The sequence below is a fragment of the Providencia sp. PROV032 genome (genome assembly GCF_028484875.1).
Lineage (GTDB): Bacteria > Pseudomonadota > Gammaproteobacteria > Enterobacterales > Enterobacteriaceae > Providencia > Providencia rettgeri_E.
The window spans coordinates 1-16,781 of sequence record NZ_JAMPSX010000005.1 but is presented as its reverse complement, the minus strand read 5'-3'; the positions used below and the strand labels follow the sequence as shown (position 1 = coordinate 16,781).

General features: G+C 38.6%; 18 protein-coding genes. 11 read left to right on the top strand and 7 right to left on the bottom strand.

Annotated elements, in window-relative coordinates:
• The 3 genes from accA to tilS all read left to right on the top strand — a co-directional run bounded on the left by accA (position 1) and on the right by tilS (position 3,360).
• Positions 1 to 960, top strand: a complete 960-nt coding sequence (accA, locus tag PSF42_RS05100; RefSeq protein WP_125890277.1) for an acetyl-CoA carboxylase carboxyl transferase subunit alpha — start codon at positions 1 to 3, stop codon at positions 958 to 960.
• A gap of 146 nt (positions 961 to 1,106) precedes the next feature.
• Positions 1,107 to 1,994, top strand: a complete 888-nt coding sequence (locus tag PSF42_RS05095) for a DMT family transporter (protein ID WP_125890276.1) — start codon at positions 1,107 to 1,109, stop codon at positions 1,992 to 1,994.
• A gap of 13 nt (positions 1,995 to 2,007) precedes the next feature.
• A complete protein-coding gene (tilS, locus tag PSF42_RS05090) occupies positions 2,008 to 3,360 on the top strand; it encodes a tRNA lysidine(34) synthetase TilS (RefSeq protein WP_272679569.1) in 1,353 nt (450 codons plus the stop codon).
• A gap of 63 nt (positions 3,361 to 3,423) precedes the next feature.
• Here tilS and rof read toward each other — a convergent pair whose 3' ends face one another.
• Positions 3,424 to 3,687, bottom strand: coding sequence for a Rho-binding antiterminator (gene rof, locus PSF42_RS05085; RefSeq protein WP_102139922.1), 264 nt, complete (start codon positions 3,685 to 3,687; stop codon positions 3,424 to 3,426).
• A gap of 271 nt (positions 3,688 to 3,958) precedes the next feature.
• On the opposite strand from rof, the gene nlpE reads away from it, so the two are divergent.
• The 7 genes from nlpE (at position 3,959) to chbG (ending at position 10,303) form a co-directional block, all read left to right on the top strand.
• Positions 3,959 to 4,615: an envelope stress response activation lipoprotein NlpE gene (gene nlpE, locus PSF42_RS05080; RefSeq protein ID WP_125890274.1), complete on the top strand. Its 657-nt coding sequence runs from the start codon at positions 3,959 to 3,961 to the stop codon at positions 4,613 to 4,615.
• A 367-nt stretch (positions 4,616 to 4,982) separates the two neighbouring features.
• Positions 4,983 to 5,303, top strand: a complete 321-nt coding sequence (locus PSF42_RS05075; RefSeq protein ID WP_094961145.1) for a PTS sugar transporter subunit IIB — start codon at positions 4,983 to 4,985, stop codon at positions 5,301 to 5,303.
• 114 nt (positions 5,304 to 5,417) lie between these two features.
• Positions 5,418 to 6,776, top strand: coding sequence for a PTS N,N'-diacetylchitobiose transporter subunit IIC (chbC, locus tag PSF42_RS05070; RefSeq protein ID WP_125890273.1), 1,359 nt, complete (start codon positions 5,418 to 5,420; stop codon positions 6,774 to 6,776).
• Between the two features lie 43 nt (positions 6,777 to 6,819).
• Positions 6,820 to 7,167 (top strand): PTS N,N'-diacetylchitobiose transporter subunit IIA, encoded by a 348-nt coding sequence (gene chbA / locus PSF42_RS05065; RefSeq protein ID WP_125890272.1) that lies wholly within the window; start codon positions 6,820 to 6,822, stop codon positions 7,165 to 7,167.
• Between the two features lie 10 nt (positions 7,168 to 7,177).
• The gene (chbR, locus tag PSF42_RS05060; protein ID WP_125890271.1) at positions 7,178 to 8,044 is read left to right on the top strand and encodes a transcriptional regulator ChbR; all 867 of its coding nucleotides are present in this window, start codon (positions 7,178 to 7,180) and stop codon (positions 8,042 to 8,044) included.
• A gap of 109 nt (positions 8,045 to 8,153) precedes the next feature.
• Complete coding sequence (locus PSF42_RS05055) at positions 8,154 to 9,512, top strand: 6-phospho-beta-glucosidase (RefSeq protein ID WP_272679568.1); 1,359 nt, start codon at positions 8,154 to 8,156, stop codon at positions 9,510 to 9,512.
• Positions 9,513 to 9,547: 35 nt separating this feature from the next.
• Entirely contained in the window at positions 9,548 to 10,303 is a 756-nt protein-coding gene (chbG, locus tag PSF42_RS05050) for a chitin disaccharide deacetylase (RefSeq protein ID WP_125890269.1), read from the top strand.
• A 65-nt stretch (positions 10,304 to 10,368) separates the two neighbouring features.
• Here the strand turns inward: chbG and proS are convergent, their stop codons facing one another.
• From proS to metN, 6 genes are all read right to left on the bottom strand, one after another.
• Positions 10,369 to 12,087, bottom strand: a complete 1,719-nt coding sequence (gene proS / locus PSF42_RS05045; RefSeq protein ID WP_272679567.1) for a proline--tRNA ligase — start codon at positions 12,085 to 12,087, stop codon at positions 10,369 to 10,371.
• Between the two features lie 99 nt (positions 12,088 to 12,186).
• Positions 12,187 to 12,906: a tRNA (N6-threonylcarbamoyladenosine(37)-N6)-methyltransferase TrmO gene (gene tsaA, locus PSF42_RS05040; protein ID WP_272679566.1), complete on the bottom strand. Its 720-nt coding sequence runs from the start codon at positions 12,904 to 12,906 to the stop codon at positions 12,187 to 12,189.
• 7 nt (positions 12,907 to 12,913) lie between these two features.
• A complete protein-coding gene (gene rcsF / locus PSF42_RS05035) occupies positions 12,914 to 13,315 on the bottom strand; it encodes an Rcs stress response system protein RcsF (protein ID WP_125890266.1) in 402 nt (133 codons plus the stop codon).
• 126 nt (positions 13,316 to 13,441) lie between these two features.
• Positions 13,442 to 14,263 (bottom strand): MetQ/NlpA family lipoprotein, encoded by an 822-nt coding sequence (locus PSF42_RS05030; protein WP_125890265.1) that lies wholly within the window; start codon positions 14,261 to 14,263, stop codon positions 13,442 to 13,444.
• 59 nt (positions 14,264 to 14,322) lie between these two features.
• Positions 14,323 to 14,976, bottom strand: coding sequence for a methionine ABC transporter permease MetI (gene metI / locus PSF42_RS05025; protein WP_004257375.1), 654 nt, complete (start codon positions 14,974 to 14,976; stop codon positions 14,323 to 14,325).
• Positions 14,969 to 16,000 (bottom strand): methionine ABC transporter ATP-binding protein MetN, encoded by a 1,032-nt coding sequence (gene metN / locus PSF42_RS05020; protein WP_272679565.1) that lies wholly within the window; start codon positions 15,998 to 16,000, stop codon positions 14,969 to 14,971. The genes metI and metN overlap by 8 nt, the downstream gene beginning before the upstream one ends.
• A 168-nt stretch (positions 16,001 to 16,168) precedes the next feature.
• Between metN and gmhB the strand changes: the two genes are divergently transcribed.
• Positions 16,169 to 16,735, top strand: a complete 567-nt coding sequence (gene gmhB, locus PSF42_RS05015) for a D-glycero-beta-D-manno-heptose 1,7-bisphosphate 7-phosphatase (protein WP_272679564.1) — start codon at positions 16,169 to 16,171, stop codon at positions 16,733 to 16,735.
• Positions 16,736 to 16,781: the final 46 nt, after the last annotated feature.

Genomic DNA, 16,781 nt, shown 5'->3' with positions numbered 1-16,781 from the left:
ATGAGTCTGGATTTTCTTGATTTTGAACAGCCAATCGCAGAATTAGAAGCGAAAATTGATTCTCTAACAGCGGTTAGCCGTCAAGATAACAACTTAGAAGTCAACCTAGATGAAGAGGTTGCTCGTTTACGTGAAAAAAGTGTTGAACTGACACGTAAAATTTTCTCTGATCTAGGAGCTTGGCAAATCGCTAAACTCGCTCGTCACCCACGTCGTCCATATACATTGGATTATATTTCTCGCATTTTTACTGATTTCCAAGAATTAGCAGGGGATCGTGCTTATGCAGATGATAAAGCCATTGTTGGTGGGATGGCGCGTCTAGATGGCCGTCCAGTCATGATTATTGGGCATCAGAAAGGGCGTGAGACAAAAGAAAAAATCCGTCGTAATTTTGGTATGCCAGCCCCAGAAGGTTACCGTAAGGCATTGCGTCTGATGGAACTGGCTGAGCGTTTTAACTTGCCTATTATTACCTTTATCGATACCCCTGGAGCTTATCCGGGCGTTGGTGCTGAAGAGCGCGGCCAATCAGAAGCTATCGCTCGTAATTTACGTGAAATGTCACGTTTATCAGTCCCTGTCATCTGTACCGTTATTGGTGAAGGTGGCTCTGGTGGTGCACTTGCTATCGGTGTGGGTGATAAAGTCAATATGCTGCAATACAGCACTTATTCTGTTATTTCACCAGAAGGCTGTGCATCTATTCTGTGGAAAAGCGCAGATAAAGCACCATTAGCAGCAGAAGCAATGGGGATTACGGCTCCACGCCTTAAAGAATTAAAATTAATTGATAATGTGATCCCTGAACCATTAGGCGGTGCACATCGTAATTATGATGAAATTGCAGAACAGTTAAAAGCACGCCTGACTGAAGATTTAGACGAATTAGAAGCGTTAGATGCTGAAGCATTGAAAAACCGTCGCTATCAGCGCCTGATGGACTATGGTTATTGTTAATCATTAACAGCTAATCGTTAATAAAAACGGGAGTTTGCTTTTGCCAGCTCCCGTTTTTTATTTTTAAGCTAGTCATTTTTAATGATAACAGAGTGTTTTGATTTAAATTATTCATCTGCTGAGAATAACAATAGATAGGAACTAGGGTGCGACAATATAATTATTTGCTATATGCTTTTACTTGCGTATTGATATGGAGCTTTATTCCTATTGTCTCTCGTTTTGGGCAGGAAGGTATGGATAGTTTCCAATTCCTTTTCTGGTCAAACTTAATTTCTGCGATATCTGTAATTATTGTTGCGTTTGCTTCAGGATATCGGCTAACAAAATTGTTTATTTTGCCAAGAGATGTACTAATTAAAGTCTTTGTTCTTGGGTTTCTTGATTGTTTATTCTACTTGTTACTGTACTACGGATATTCCATTGAAAATGGTATCGCCGTATTGGTCATTCAATATAGCTGGCCATTAGTTATTATCTTGTTATCAGTGGTATTGCTAAAAGACAAATTAGTGGGAAGACAAGTCGTTGGTATCATTATTGGCTTTATTGCAGTAATTATCACTTTCACCAAAGGGCAAATTACTCAACTTCATGTTGAAAATCCAACAGCATTATTACTGGTTTTTAGTGGTGCATTTTGTTTCGCACTAATGTCAGTTTTCTCCCGCCAATATTCGATTGACCCTTATATTAGTACCGTATGGTTATTTATTTTTTCAACGCTGACTTCTTTTGTCTTATTGATGCTGTTCAGTGAAATGAGATTACCTTCAAAAGCCGCTTTTTGGCCAACATTGGTTAATGGCATTTTAATCAATGGAGTGTCTTATATTTTGTGGTTCAAGGCGATGAATACAGGGCATTCAGCAAAAATTGCTTCTGTGATATTTTTATCTCCCGTATTATCGGTACTCTGGTTAGTGTTAATCTTAAATGATGCTTTTGAAGTTGCTTATATAGCAGGGGTATTACTAGTAATTATTTCTGGTATTTTGTGTATTGGTTCCAAAAAACATGGTCAGAAATTATGAGAAGGGCGAACAAATGATACAGCATTCGCAAGTCATTGTTGAACGGGTTCTCAATAAAATAAACGGTATTCAAAAAATTCTAGTGGGGTTCAGTGGCGGTATTGATTCAACTGTTTTATTACATGCGCTTTATCTTATTCGGCAACAGCAACTCCCTTCACTAGAAATTCGCGCTATTCATGTTCACCATGGGTTAAATAGTAAAGCAAATGAATGGGAACAGCACTGTGCTCAATTATGTTTACAGTGGGACATTCCTTTCATTTGCCGACATGTCGTGGTTGATTCAAGCCAAAAAGGTATTGAAGCTGCGGCACGAGATGCCCGTTATCAGGCTTACCGAGAAGAATTACAAGAGGGTGAGGTGTTAGTCACAGCTCAACACCTTGATGACCAAGCAGAAACTTTCATGCTAGCGCTAAAGCGTGGCAGTGGGCCTGCTGGGTTATCTTCAATGCCTGAAGTATTAGCTTTTACCGCGTGTAGTGGCTCAACATGGTTGTTACGTCCATTGCTTACAACGCCTCGTATAGCGCTAGAAGCTTATATGCAAGAGCAGAAATTATTGTGGGTTGAAGACGATAGTAACCAAGATGACCGTTATGATAGAAATTTTTTGCGATTGAATGTCATGCCAGTTTTGGTTGAGCGCTGGCCTCATTTTTCTAGTGCAGTTGCCCGTAGTGCGGCGCTATGTGCGGAGCAAGAAAGCTTACTCGATGAATTATTAAAAGACACCCTTGAAAACATGATGGACTATCGAGGCGGGCTATTTATTGATGACCTGAAAGCCTGCTCATCATCAAAGCGCAATGCACTTATTCGTCGCTGGGTTGGGTTGCATCAGCTACCCATGCCACCTTTTAATCAATTGGAACGAATTTGGCAAGAAGTAGCATTAGCTCGTCAGGATGCGGATCCTATTTGCCAACTAGGGCAATTTGAAATTCGTCGTTATCAGGGGGCGTTGTGGGTTGTTAAGCGAATTAATAGCTTAGTAAATCAACAGTTTGAATGGGACTTTCCTAAGGTTTTTGAATTGCCTGGATCCTTGGGAATTTTACGGGTTATGGAAGGTGAGGGGCAAATACGTCCGCCCAAACCAGATGAAATGGTGACAATTCGTTTTGGGCTGCAAGGCACGCTAAACATTGTAGGGCGTCATCGTTCCAGAAGCAGTAAGAAGATCTGGCAAGAATTAGGTGTAGCGCCATGGATGAGAGAAAGAGTGCCATTAATCTATTATAACGACCAGCTCATTACCGCAGTAGGGTGCTTTATTACCCCTGAGGGGTTAGTTGATGAAGCGTCTCTGGGGATTGCTATCGATTGGCAAAAAGAGGGTGAATTTAAGGTATTGAACTAATGAGAAGCCCCTTATGACTGTGATTACCATAAGGGGCTATAGAAGGACTCAAAATCGTGAGTATTAGTGAGAGTGGTCGACAACAATCGTGCCGATTTCTGGATGACTGAAGGAAATTATGCAATCCAATCTTAACTCCTTGGTTCCTTCATGTGTTTCAACAATCAGGTACTCAACTTTTTTTCGTAGGAGTAAATCACTGGCCTGCCCCTCAATATTCATGCCGTCATTAAGTGCTATTTGCAACTTTAGTTGGCGTTGGCATGCGATTTCTAGATATTCGTAATCATCACAATTGATAGGTTGATATTCAGTATCTGTAGACATATTCCCTCACCACTGTGTTAGTGGCGGTTATTGCCGCCTTGAACATGTTGTATCAAGCAAAAATGTGCTTAATACGATAATAGCATAGTAACTTTAATAACTATAATCACAGCGAAGGGAAAAAGACAATTCTTATTCGCCAAATCAATGCATAACGTATTTGATCAGTAATGTCCGAATTTTCTTCGGTATGCCATATTTTTATTAGATGAAATGCTATGATGCTTATATTGGTTAATAAGTCAAAACACACGGTTTTAAGGGAATTATAATGAAAAAATCACTAATGTTAGTCTTAATGGCGGTTGGAAGCATTACGTTAGCTGGCTGCCAAAGTGCGACAAAAAATACTGATGCAGCACCAGTCGATAAAGTCTATACAGGGGTTTTACCTTGTGCTGATTGCTCTGGTATTGAGGCAACATTGTTAGTTAACCAAGATGGTAGTTATGTTGAGCAACTGGTTTATTTAGGCACTAGAGATGGTGATACCGCTTTTCATGATACTGGTAAGTGGGATATAGAAAATAATAAATTACGTGCAACTAATCCTAAAGGTGAAAGTACTTATTTTGCTCAGTCGGAAGATGGCCAATCAGTGACCTTATTGGATTTAGAAGGCAATCCGATTGAAACACAGATGAATTATACATTAGACCAAGTTAAGCCGAGTAAAAAAGTGGGACAGTACCGCTATATGGCTGATGCCGCTGTCTTCACAGAGTGTGCTAGTGGTCGTCAATACGCAACTTCTGGCATCGAATTAGAAAAAGCGTATGGTGAAACAGGAGTTGATGGTGGTACGCCTGTCTACGCAGAAATTGAAGGTTATTATACAATTCGCCCTTCAATGGAAGATGGTCAGTTTGATGCCGCATTAGTACCAACTGGTGAGATTAAATTCGACAAAACAGCTTCTTGTAACTAATTCGTACTTTCTCTTTCTTAAAAAGACCCCTTTCAGTTGAAGTGGGTCTTTTTTTTGGCTGTAAATGTTCGATTAAAATGTCGTATTACCCACCTTTAATTCATTTCTTGTCATTATTTGATATCAATATAACTTTTTTATTGACGCAAAATATTTATATAAATGTGAAGGTCGTCATAGCTGATGGTCAATAGGAGACAATTGTTAGCTAGTTTGAATTATCGTAAGTGCAGGGAAGACAGTATACTCCCTTCAACTAGAGATAATTATGTTCTTTAGTGTGTAAGGTTAGATTACATGATAAGCCTATAAGAAAATTTATAAGTCACAGCGGTAATAAAAAATAGAACGAATTAAAGGATAAGGAATGAATAAGAAAAATATTTATCTATTTTGTTCTGCAGGAATGTCTACCTCACTGCTAGTTAACAAAATGAGACAGCAAGCAGAAAAATACGATGTACCTGTCAATATAGAAGCCTTCCCTGAAAGCTTAGCTTCAGAAAAAGGTGTCGATGCGGATGTCATATTGCTGGGCCCGCAAATTGCATGGATGTTATCGGATATTCAGAAATTATTACCTAATAAGCCAGTTGAAGTCATTGATTCACTCTTATACGGAAAAGTGGATGGGCTTGGTGTACTAAAAGCCGCCGTTGCAATTATAAAAAAACAAACAGCAAGTTAATACCCATAAGCTATTTACTACCTCTACAACATAATAACTCCATCAATACTAACGCTATGAATACAACGTAATAAGTTAAGAATGGAGCACACTCAAAAAATTGAGGGTATTTTTATGAGTCTTTTTATCACTTCGCTTGAAAAGGTACTCCTTCCATTCGCGGTTAGATTGGGAAAGCAACCTCATGTTAATGCAATAAAGAATGGTTTTATTCGAATTATGCCTCTGACCTTAGTTGGGGCGATGTTTGTGTTAATTAATAATGTTTTTCTGAGTTTTGATACAGGGTCATTTTTCTATTCTTTGGGGGTTAGACTAGAGCCATCAACGATAGAAACACTAAATGGTTTTAAAGTTATCGGTGGAAATGTTTATAACGGGACATTGGGGATTATGTCCTTAATGGCGCCTTTCTTCATTGCAATGGCACTTGCAGAAGAGCGAAAAGTTGATCCACTCGCTGCTGGTTTGTTGGCTGTTGCTTCTTTTATGACAGTCACGCCTTATGACGTTAATGGTGCTTATGCTGTTGGCGCTAATTGGCTCGGTGGGGCAAATATCATTTCAGGGATCATTCTTGGTCTAGTCGTTGCTGAAATGTTCGCTTTTATTGTTCGCCGTAATTGGGTGATTAGATTGCCAGATAGCGTACCTCCATCCGTCTCACGCTCATTTTCTGCACTTATTCCTGGTTTTATTATCTTATCGATTATGGGAATTGTGTCGTGGGCACTAAGTGGCATTAGTAGTAATTTCCACCAAATCATTATGGACACAGTATCCACACCACTTGCCTCTATGGGGAATGTTGTTGGCTGGGCATATGTAGTATTTACGTCTCTCTTATGGTTCTTTGGTATTCACGGCTCTCTCGCATTAACCGCATTAGACAGTGGAATAATGACACCGTGGGCATTAGAAAACGTGTCTTTATATGCAGAGTATGGTTCAGTTGACGCTGCGATTGCCGCGGGTAAATCTTTCCATATGTGGGCAAAACCGATGCTTGATTCCTATGTATTCTTAGGTGGAACCGGGGCTACATTAGGATTAATTATTGCTATCTTTATTGCATCTCGTCGTGCCGATCATCGCCAGGTTGCGAAATTAGCATTACCAGCAGGTATTTTCCAAATTAATGAGCCGATTATCTTTGGTCTGCCGATCATTATGAACCCAGTCATGTTTATTCCATTTATTCTTATTCAGCCTTTATTAGCAGGAATAATGGTTGCAGCTTATTATTTAGGGATTATCCCACCCGTGACGAATATCGCACCATGGACAATGCCAACAGGGCTAGCTGCATTCTTCAATACTAATGGTAGTATCGCTGCCTTATTACTTGCATTATTTAACCTTGGTGTGGCGGTACTCGTTTATCTTCCATTCGTTGTGATTTCGAATAAAGCACAAAACACAATCGATGAAGAAGAAAGTGAAGAAGATATTGCTAACGCACTGAAGTTTTAAAATAGGGAGGAGCGTGCTCCTCCCATTAAAAAGAGATAAAAATATGTTTGAACTTAATGATATCCAAGACGATACCGCTACGGATGAGCTTGAAGAAGTTGTTATGGGACTGATTATTAATGCGGGGCAAGCAAGAAGCTTAGCTTATACCGCATTAAAAAAGGCGAAAGAAGGTGACTATGAGACAGCAAAAAGTTTAATGGCGCAATCGCACTCTTCGCTGAATGAGGCGCATAAAGTGCAAACTCAATTGATTGAAAGTGATATGGGGGAAGGACGGATCAAAGTTAGCTTAGTCCTTGTTCATGCACAAGATCATTTAATGAATGCCATGTTAGCCCGTGAATTAATTACAGAGTTAATTGAGTTACATGAAAAATTAAACCATTAGAGAGGGAGCCATGATGCAGGCACTGATGAATAGAACCGACACTAATGCTGAAGTTAAACTAGTTCAAGAAAGTGAGCTTTTTAATAATAAAACCTTTCATGTCTTTATTTATAATAAAGTTGAGAGTGCAAGTGGACTGCATCAACATGATTATTATGAGTATATGATCGTTTTAACGGGTCGTTGTTACCAAATAATTAATGGAAAAAAAGTTTTATTAGAGCGAGGGGATTTTATTTTTCTTCCGATAGGCTCTTATCACGAAAGCGCTTATGATTTTGGGCCAACACGAATATTGAATGTTGGTATTAGCAAATCATTTTTTGATAAACATTATTTACCACTATTACCAAGTTGCTTTGTTGCATCACAAGGCTATCAATTGAAAAATGAATTTATGGCTTATATAGAGTCTGTGATCGCATCGTTAAATTTTCGCGACAGTGAATTTAATGAATTTATTGAATTAGTTACATTTAATGTGGTAAATCGATTACGTCATTATCGTGAAAAAAGTATGCGAGATGATGCACCTCAGTGGTTAAAAAGTACATTGGAAGAAATGCATGATATCGCTATGTTTAGTGAAAGCGCTCTACAAAATATGATCGCTATAACGGGGAAATCACAAGAATACTTAACCCGAGCAACAAAACGTTATTATGGCAAAACGCCAATGCAGATTATTAATGATATCAGAATTAATTTTGCTAAAAAGCAACTTGAAATAACTAACTATTCAATTACAGATATTGCTTTTGAATCAGGTTATAGCAGTCCAAGTTTATTTGTGAAAAAATTTAAAGAACTAACTTCATTAACACCGAGTGATTATCGAAAAAATCTATTTAGTGTTGAACAAAAAATGGTAGGTTAAATTATTACCTAAATAAGCTTTCCATTTCTAAAAATATCTAGCATACCCATCTTTTTTATAAAGATGGTGTGCTTTTCTATGTCTATTATAAAGGTACAATGAGGTTAATATGACTCAGAAACAGAAATTAAAAGTTGTCACTATTGGCGGAGGGAGTAGCTACACTCCTGAATTACTGGAAGGTTTTATTAAACGTTACCATGAATTACCTATTACTGAATTGTGGTTAGTGGATGTTGAAGAAGGTAAAGAAAAATTAGATATTATCTATAATTTATGCGAGCGAATGGTTAAATATGCCAATATACCACTCAAAATATTTAAAACGCTTGATAGGCGAGAAGCATTAAAAGACGCTGATTTTGTCACAACTCAATTAAGAGTTGGGCAATTAAAAGCACGTGAATTAGATGAATCAATCCCCTTAAAACATGGTTATTTAGGACAAGAAACCAATGGTGCTGGTGGATTATTTAAAGGGCTACGAACTATACCTGTAATTTTTGACATTATTAAAGATGTCGAAGAGATTTGCCCTAACGCATGGGTAATTAATTTTACCAACCCAGCAGGGATGGTAACTGAGGCGGTATATCGCCATACCAACTTCAAACGTTTTATTGGTGTTTGTAATATCCCAATCGGTATGAAAATGTTTATTACCGATGTTTTAAAATTATCTAATAGTGATGAATTATCTATCGATTTATTTGGTTTAAACCATATGGTTTTTATCAAAGATGTTATTATAAATGGTTCATCGCGCTTTAATGAATTATTAGAGGGTATTGCCTCTGGAACGTTAAGTGCAAATTCAGTTAAAAATATTACTGACCTTGCTTTTGATGAAGGGTTAATTCGAGGGTTAAATCTGATCCCGTGTTCCTATTTATTGTATTACTTTAAACCAAAGGAAATGCTAGCGATTGAGCTTGGTGAGTATTATAAAGGTGGTGCTAGGGCACAGATTGTACAAAAAGTTGAGCACCAATTATTTGAACTATATAAAAACCCAACATTAGATGTAAAACCTAAAGAGCTTGAATTACGAGGTGGAGCTTATTATTCAGATGCGGCTTGTGAAGTCATCAATGCGATATACAATGACAAACAAACTGAGCACTACGTTAATATTCCACATCATGGACATATTGGTAATATCCCTGAAGACTGGACAGTCGAAATGACATGCATATTAGGTCATGATGGTGCAAAACCGCATCCACGTGTAAAACATTTTGATGATAAAGTCCTTGGCTTAATTTATACCTTAAAAAATTTTGAAGTTGCGACTAGCAAAGCCGCAGTAAATGGCCAGTTTAATGATGTGTTACTGGCGATGAATTTAAACCCATTGATTCACTCAGATAACGATGCGCGTTTAATTTCTAAGGAATTACTTATCGCCCATAAAAAATATCTACCGAACTTTGCTAAAGCAATACAACAGCTTGAGCAAGAAGGTTAATAAGCGAAATAGCTTATCGTATTAAGGGAGAGCATATGGCTGTATTACTTATTGTGAATGCCGATGATTTTGGACTTTGTGAAGCGGTTAATTACGGCATTATCGAATCTCATCGTAATGGAGTTGTTCATTCGACTAGCGCGATGATGAATATGCCCGCAATATCCCATGCGGCTAAATTAAGCCAAGAAAATCCGAATTTAGCTGTGGGTATGCATTTTGTTTTAACTGCGGGAAAGCCTTTCTCATCAATGCCGACACTTAGCCGTGGTGGGATGTTGGGGAAATGGCTCTGGGATATTGATATTAATGATTTACCATTGGTTGAAATTGAACAAGAGCTAAATCTGCAATATCAAAAATTTATCGAAATTTTTGGTCGAAAACCGAGCCATATTGATAGCCACCATCATATCCATATGATAGAAGGTATTTTTCCGATTGTTGTTGCTTTCGCCCAAGAAAAGGGCGTTGCATTGCGAGTTGACCGCCAATTAGAGAAAAATTGGCCGCCATTATCATATCAAGTGGCAAGCACTGACTGTTTCAGCAGTGAGTTTTATGGTGATGAAATTTCAGAAGCATTGTTTTTGAAGATTATTAATGAAGCTAAAGCACAAGGGAATAACTCTATTGAAGTTATGAGCCATCCTGCTTTTATTGATAATGAATTACTAAAAAGTAACTATGCTTATCCACGTTTAAATGAATTGGAAGTATTAACATCTGAGAGTTTAAAATCACAGATTTTGGTGGATGGTTTTAAGATTGGTTCGTACCGAGATATTTAAAGAAAAAGCCCAAATTCAATGGATTAACTGAAATTTGGGCTTTATTTTCTAGCTTTTAACCTATTTTATTTACCGAGCTTACCTTTTAGGAAGCTAATGACATTTTCTAGGCCAACCAGTTCTTTATCATCACTACGGCGTGATTTATATTCAATTTGGTTATTGTCTAAGTTGCGGTCACCGATAACGATAGTGTATGGAACACCAATCAACTCCATATCGGCAAACATCACGCCTGGGCGCTCTTTACGGTCATCGAAAATCACATCAATACCGCTTGCTTTTAGGTCCGCATAAAGTTTTTCTGCAACTTCTTTAACACGATAAGATTTGTGCATATTCATCGGTAAAATAGCCACTTGGAACGGAGCAATTGCATCCGGCCAAATAATTCCGCGGTCATCATGGCTTTGTTCAATAGCAGCAGCAACAATACGCGTTACACCGATGCCATAACAGCCCATAGTGACTATTTGGTTATGTCCATCCTCATTCTGGACTGAAGCTTTCATTGCTTCTGAATATTTAGTGCCTAATTGGAATATATGACCAACTTCGATACCGCGTTTAATTTGCAGTACACCTTTACCGTCTGGGCTTGGGTCACCTTCAACTACGTTACGTAAATCAAAAGCTTGTGGTAATGCTAAATCACGTTCCCAGTTGATACCAAAATAGTGTTTTCCATCAATATTTGCACCTGCACCAAAGTCGCTCATCACTGCAACGCTACGGTCGATAACGATCGGTAGTGGCATATTTACAGGGCCTAAAGATCCAGGGCCTGCATTCACCGCATTTCTAATTTCAGCTTCAGTGGCAAATTCTAATGGGCTAGCGACTAAAGGATGTTTTTCTGCTTTGATTTCATTTAACTCATGGTCGCCTCGAATTAGCAAAGCGACAAGTGAATGGCCTGAATCCTTTTTCGCATGAACAATCAATGTCTTAATGGTTTTTTCAACAGGTAAATTGAATTGTTCAACAAGCTCTGAGATTGTTTTTGCATTTGGTGTATCCACCAAGCGCATCTCTTCTGTTGGAGCGCAACGTGGTGTTGTTGGTGCTAATGCTTCTGCAAATTCAATGTTAGCTGCGTAATCAGATTCAGTAGAGAAAATGACGTCATCTTCACCATTTTTCGCTAATACTTGGAATTCGTGGGATGCGCTACCACCGATAGAGCCAGTGTCAGCTTGAACAGCACGAAAATCAAAGCCAATACGCGTAAAAATTTTGCTGTAGGCTTCGTACATCGCATCATAGGTTTCTTGCAATGATTCTTGGCTAGTGTGGAAAGAGTATGCATCTTTCATAATAAATTCACGCGAGCGCATCACGCCAAAACGTGGGCGAACTTCATCACGGAATTTGGTTTGAATTTGAAATAAATTCAATGGCAATTGTTTGTAAGACGTGATTTCGTTACGCACTAAATCTGTAATCACTTCTTCATGAGTCGGACCGAGAACAAACGGGCGCTCACCACGATCAACAAAACGCAGCAATTCAGGACCATACTGTTCCCAACGACCACTTTCTTGCCATAAATCTGCAGGTTGAACGACGGGTAAAGATACCTCTATAGCGCCTGCATTTTCCATTTCTTCACGGACGATGGTTTCTACTTTACGTAGAACACGCACACCAGTGGGTAACCAGTCATACAGACCAGAAGCAAGTTTACGGATCATTCCTGCACGCAGCATCAGCTGATGGCTGATAACTTCTGCATCCGCAGGGGTCTCTTTTAGAGTTGAGAGCAGATATTTGCTAGTACGCATTGTATAGGTTCCATTAGAACAATAAGTTATGGCAAACGATTTATTTGCCAAGGTATATAGTGAGCTAGTCTACCAGTGACGGAGGCTTGCCAAAAGGGGTTAACGTGATTTTTCGCATGGTTCGATAGCGAATACTTCAGTCACACCACCAATTACTCGCCAACGAATATTAAAATCTAATAAATTAACGGCATAGTCACGTGTTTCAGTAGATTGTTTTTTGTATGCGGGGCGAGGGTCTTGCATTAAGACTTGTGAAATAAATTGTTTAATACCCGGATACTGATTTTGATAAACATCTAATTCAGTTTCTAGTTGTGGGGTAAATATAACCTGCATATCATCTGAAGGTGTGTCTTGTGCATATCCTGCGGTTGCGTTTGATACTGCTTCAGCAAAAGGTAAATAAGGTTTTATATCGATAACCGGGGTGCCATCAACTAAATCAAGGCTACCAAGCTCAAGGATCACCTGGTTGTTTTTGGTTGTTATTCCACGTAATTCAACAAGTGACATACCTATTGGGTTTGGCCTAAAAGTTGAACGAGTCGCAAAAACACCCATTTTTTCATTCCCCCCGAGTCTTGGAGGGCGCACGAGTGGTTTCCAACCATTTTCCATCGTTTGATGAAAAACGAATAAAACCCACACATGGCTAAATTGATTGAGTCCTCGTACTGAATTAGGGTCGTTAAATGGCGAATGCAAATGTAAGCGGCCCACACCAGCCTGAACAAGTCCAGGTTGGCGAGGGATTGCAAACTTTTCTTTATACGGAGATTCAATGTGCCCAATAACATTAAATTGAAAAGATTGCATAAGATATTTATTCAACAATTTGTAATGCGCTGCCTTCACAAATTGTTGCCTGATAGCAACCCGGAGAGGTCATAGTTTGGCACTGATGTAAAAGTACGGCATCAGCAGCAATATAGGCAGCTTGTGATAACATGCTTTTTTTTGCGGTATTTAAATTTGCCGGAGGGCTTTGAACGCTTTCTCGACAAGATTCACCGGAGACAACACCCAAATCTTTGAAAGGCATCCCTAATAACTCTTCTGGGCTGTTCATTAATTTAACGTTTGCTGTGTCTGGCTCTGCTACTTTCGGTACAGGTTTAGACAATTTCATACTAGTGAAACCTTTATTTTGCCCTGGACTCGTGTATTGGTTAATTCCACACCCGGCTAACACAAATGTTACCAAAGTGAGCAATAACAGTCTCATAAGTTATACCTTTCTTATATTATTCAAAATAATGCCGCGTTGTTTTTATAGTCTATAAATTACAAAAAATACTAGACGGCGTTAAGCCGTCTAGTATTTTAATCGTTTTTTAAATAATAAAAAAGATTACCAACCTTTAACTGCACCACCATCGAAGACTTCATTTGCTTTATTTGCAACTTCATCCGATTGATATGCTTGAATAAATTTCTTCACATTTTCGTTATCTTTATTATCTTCACGAGCAACAATAATATTTACGTATGGAGAATCTTTATCTTCAACAAATAAACCATCTTTTGCTGGGGTTAATTTAGGTGTAGCACTACTCGCCCAAGTTGTATTGATAATTGCTAATGCAATTTTTTGGTCATCTAAAGCACGAGGTAATTGAGGCGCTTCTAACTCAACAAATTTCAGGTCTTTCGGGTTTTCAACCACATCTAAAACAGTCGGCATTAAGCCAGTACCATCTTTTAATTTAATTAAACCTTGTTGTTGTAGTAACAGTAATGAACGGCCCAAGTTAGTTGGGTCATTTGGTAACGCAATTTGTGAACCATCAGCGAGTTCATCTACCGACTTGATTTTTTTAGAGTAAGCCGCAATTGGATAAATAAAGGTATTTCCGACAGGGACTAATTTATAATTACGATCTTTAATTTGCTGATCAAGATAAGGTTTGTGTTGGAATGCATTTGCATCGATATCGCCTTTACTCAACGCTTCATTAGGTAAAACGAAGTCATTAAATGAAACGAGCTCAACATTTAAACCATACTTTTCTTTAGCAACTTTTTGTGCGACTTCAGCAACTTCTAATTCTTTGCCCATGATCACACCAACTTTGATGCTGTTGGCATCTTTCTCTTTTTCACCACAACCAGTGATAATGAGTGTGCCTAATAGCGCGCCGACAACTGCGATAGATTTTAATTTAATAGACATTGGTTTACCCCTTTAAAACGGACGTTATAAGCACCTTAATGGCGCAGCTATTTTACTAACTATCGATGTGAAACTTTTTTCATTAAATACTCGCCACCAAACTGAATAAGGTTTACTAAAATGACGAGGAGAACAATAACGGTATTCATCACAACAGGGTTATAGGTCTGATAGCCATATTGTAGTGCGATTTGACCTAAACCACCGGCACCAACAGCACCACCCATTGCAGAATATCCGACTAACATAATTAACGTGATAGTGGCTGCATTAATTAAACTTGGCAATGCTTCTGGGATCAAAATCTTACGAATAATCTGAAGAGGAGTTGCACCCATCGCACGGGCTGATTCAATTAAACCGCTTGGAATTTCTAATAACGCATTTTCAACCATACGAGCGATAAATGGTGCAGCGCCAATTGTTAAAGGAACGATTGCCGCTTTTAAGCCAATCGTCGTCCCAACAAGAAACGAAGTTAATGGAATAATCCAAACCAGTAAAATAATAAATGGCACTGAACGGAAAATATTTACGACAACGGCAAGAGCTCGATATAGCCCTACATTCTCCATGACCTGGTCTTTGCGAGTAATATAGAGCAATACACCCAATGGTAAACCTAAAACAAAACCCAAAAAGCCGGAAACAAAGGTCATTGTGATAGTGTCAATTGTGCCGTTAATCAGCAGATAAATCATTCTCTCAGACATAACCCAAAACCTCTACTTTCACGTGATGCTCTTTCAGAAATGCAATTGTGGATTCAATGCCACCATTAATGCCATGTAGCTCGGCTAACATCACCCCAAATTTTACGCCACCCGCGTAGTCAATTTGTGAACTTAAAATATTAATATCAATATCAAACTTGCGTACAGCCATTGAAATTAAAGGCGCATCAACAGACTGCCCTGTAAATTCAAGCTTGAGTAATGGTGATGAGTCCTTACCAGGCTCTGTTTTTAATCGTTCTTTATAATCATCTGGAATATCAATCACTAATGTTGATTGAATAAACGCTTGAGCGACAGGTGTTTTCGGGTGAGAGAATACTTCGCTCACCTTGTCTTGCTCGATTAATTGCCCACCACTGATTACAGCAACTTGGTCACAAATGCGTTTTACAACATCCATTTCGTGAGTAATCAATAAGATAGTTAGGCCTAGTCGGCGGTTAATATCTTTCAATAATTCTAAAATTGAACGAGTTGTCGCGGGGTCTAATGCACTTGTTGCCTCGTCACAGAGCAATACTTTAGGCGAATTAGCTAATGCGCGAGCGATAGCAACGCGTTGTTTTTGCCCGCCAGAAAGGTTTGCTGGGTACGCATCTTTCTTTTCAGTTAACCCAACCAAATCGAGTAATTCATCCACACGCTCTCTAATTTTTTCTTTAGACGTATTATCTAGTTCTAAAGGAAGAGCGACGTTATCAAAAACAGTACGTGAAGATAACAAGTTAAAATGTTGGAAAATCATGCCAATGCCGCGACGTGCTCTCGTCAACGTTTTTTCAGTCATCGATGTTAAATCTTGTCCATCGACAATAACTTGGCCTGAAGTTGGACGTTCAAGCATATTTACGCAACGAATAAGCGTACTTTTACCCGCACCTGAAGCGCCAATAACGCCATAGATCTGACCAGCAGGCACATGCAAGCTAATATCAGTAAGCGCTTGAATGTTACGGCTTCCTTGCTGGAAAATTTTATTAATATTTGAGAGCTTTATCATTTATAGTTTCTAAGTTTATCTGAATTGTTTTTAGATAGTGTATCTAATAAGGTTGGATGTTAAGGCGTCTAGACGTCTAAGTCAATAAAGATTGTTCTATTTATTCTATTCTCCTTTTATTTCTTTTCATGAGATACTAAAAAGAGTTTAAATTTTAGGAGTAAACAGGTGAGTAACGGGATCCCAGCAGTCTTTTTAGATAGAGATGGAACAATTAACATCGATCATGGCTATGTACACAAAATTGATGATTTTGAATTTATCGAAGGGTCAATTGAAGCAATGGCTGAATTAAAAAAAATGGGGTACGCATTAGTTGTGGTAACTAACCAGTCTGGTATTGGGCGTGGTATCTATACAGAAGACCAATTTATGCAACTAACTGAATGGATGGATTGGTCATTAGCTGACAGAGGTGTGGACTTAGACGGTATTTACTTTTGCCCGCATCATCCTGATGCTGAAGTTGATGAGTATCGCCAAGACTGCGATTGTCGTAAGCCAAAACCCGGAATGCTATTAGATGCGCAATCATTTTTAAATATAGATATGGCTTCATCTATTATGGTCGGTGATAAGCTCGCTGATATACAAGCAGGAAAAGCGGCTAAAGTTGGCACAACGGTATTAGTCAAAAGTGGCGAAACTGTAACAGATGAAGTAATGAATAATGCAGATATTGTTATTAGTAGCATTGCAGAGCTACCAAATGCCTTAAAAAGAATCAAAAAGTAGTCGTTTTGAGTGATAAGCAAGCAGTTGAATAAAAAAATGAAAAAAA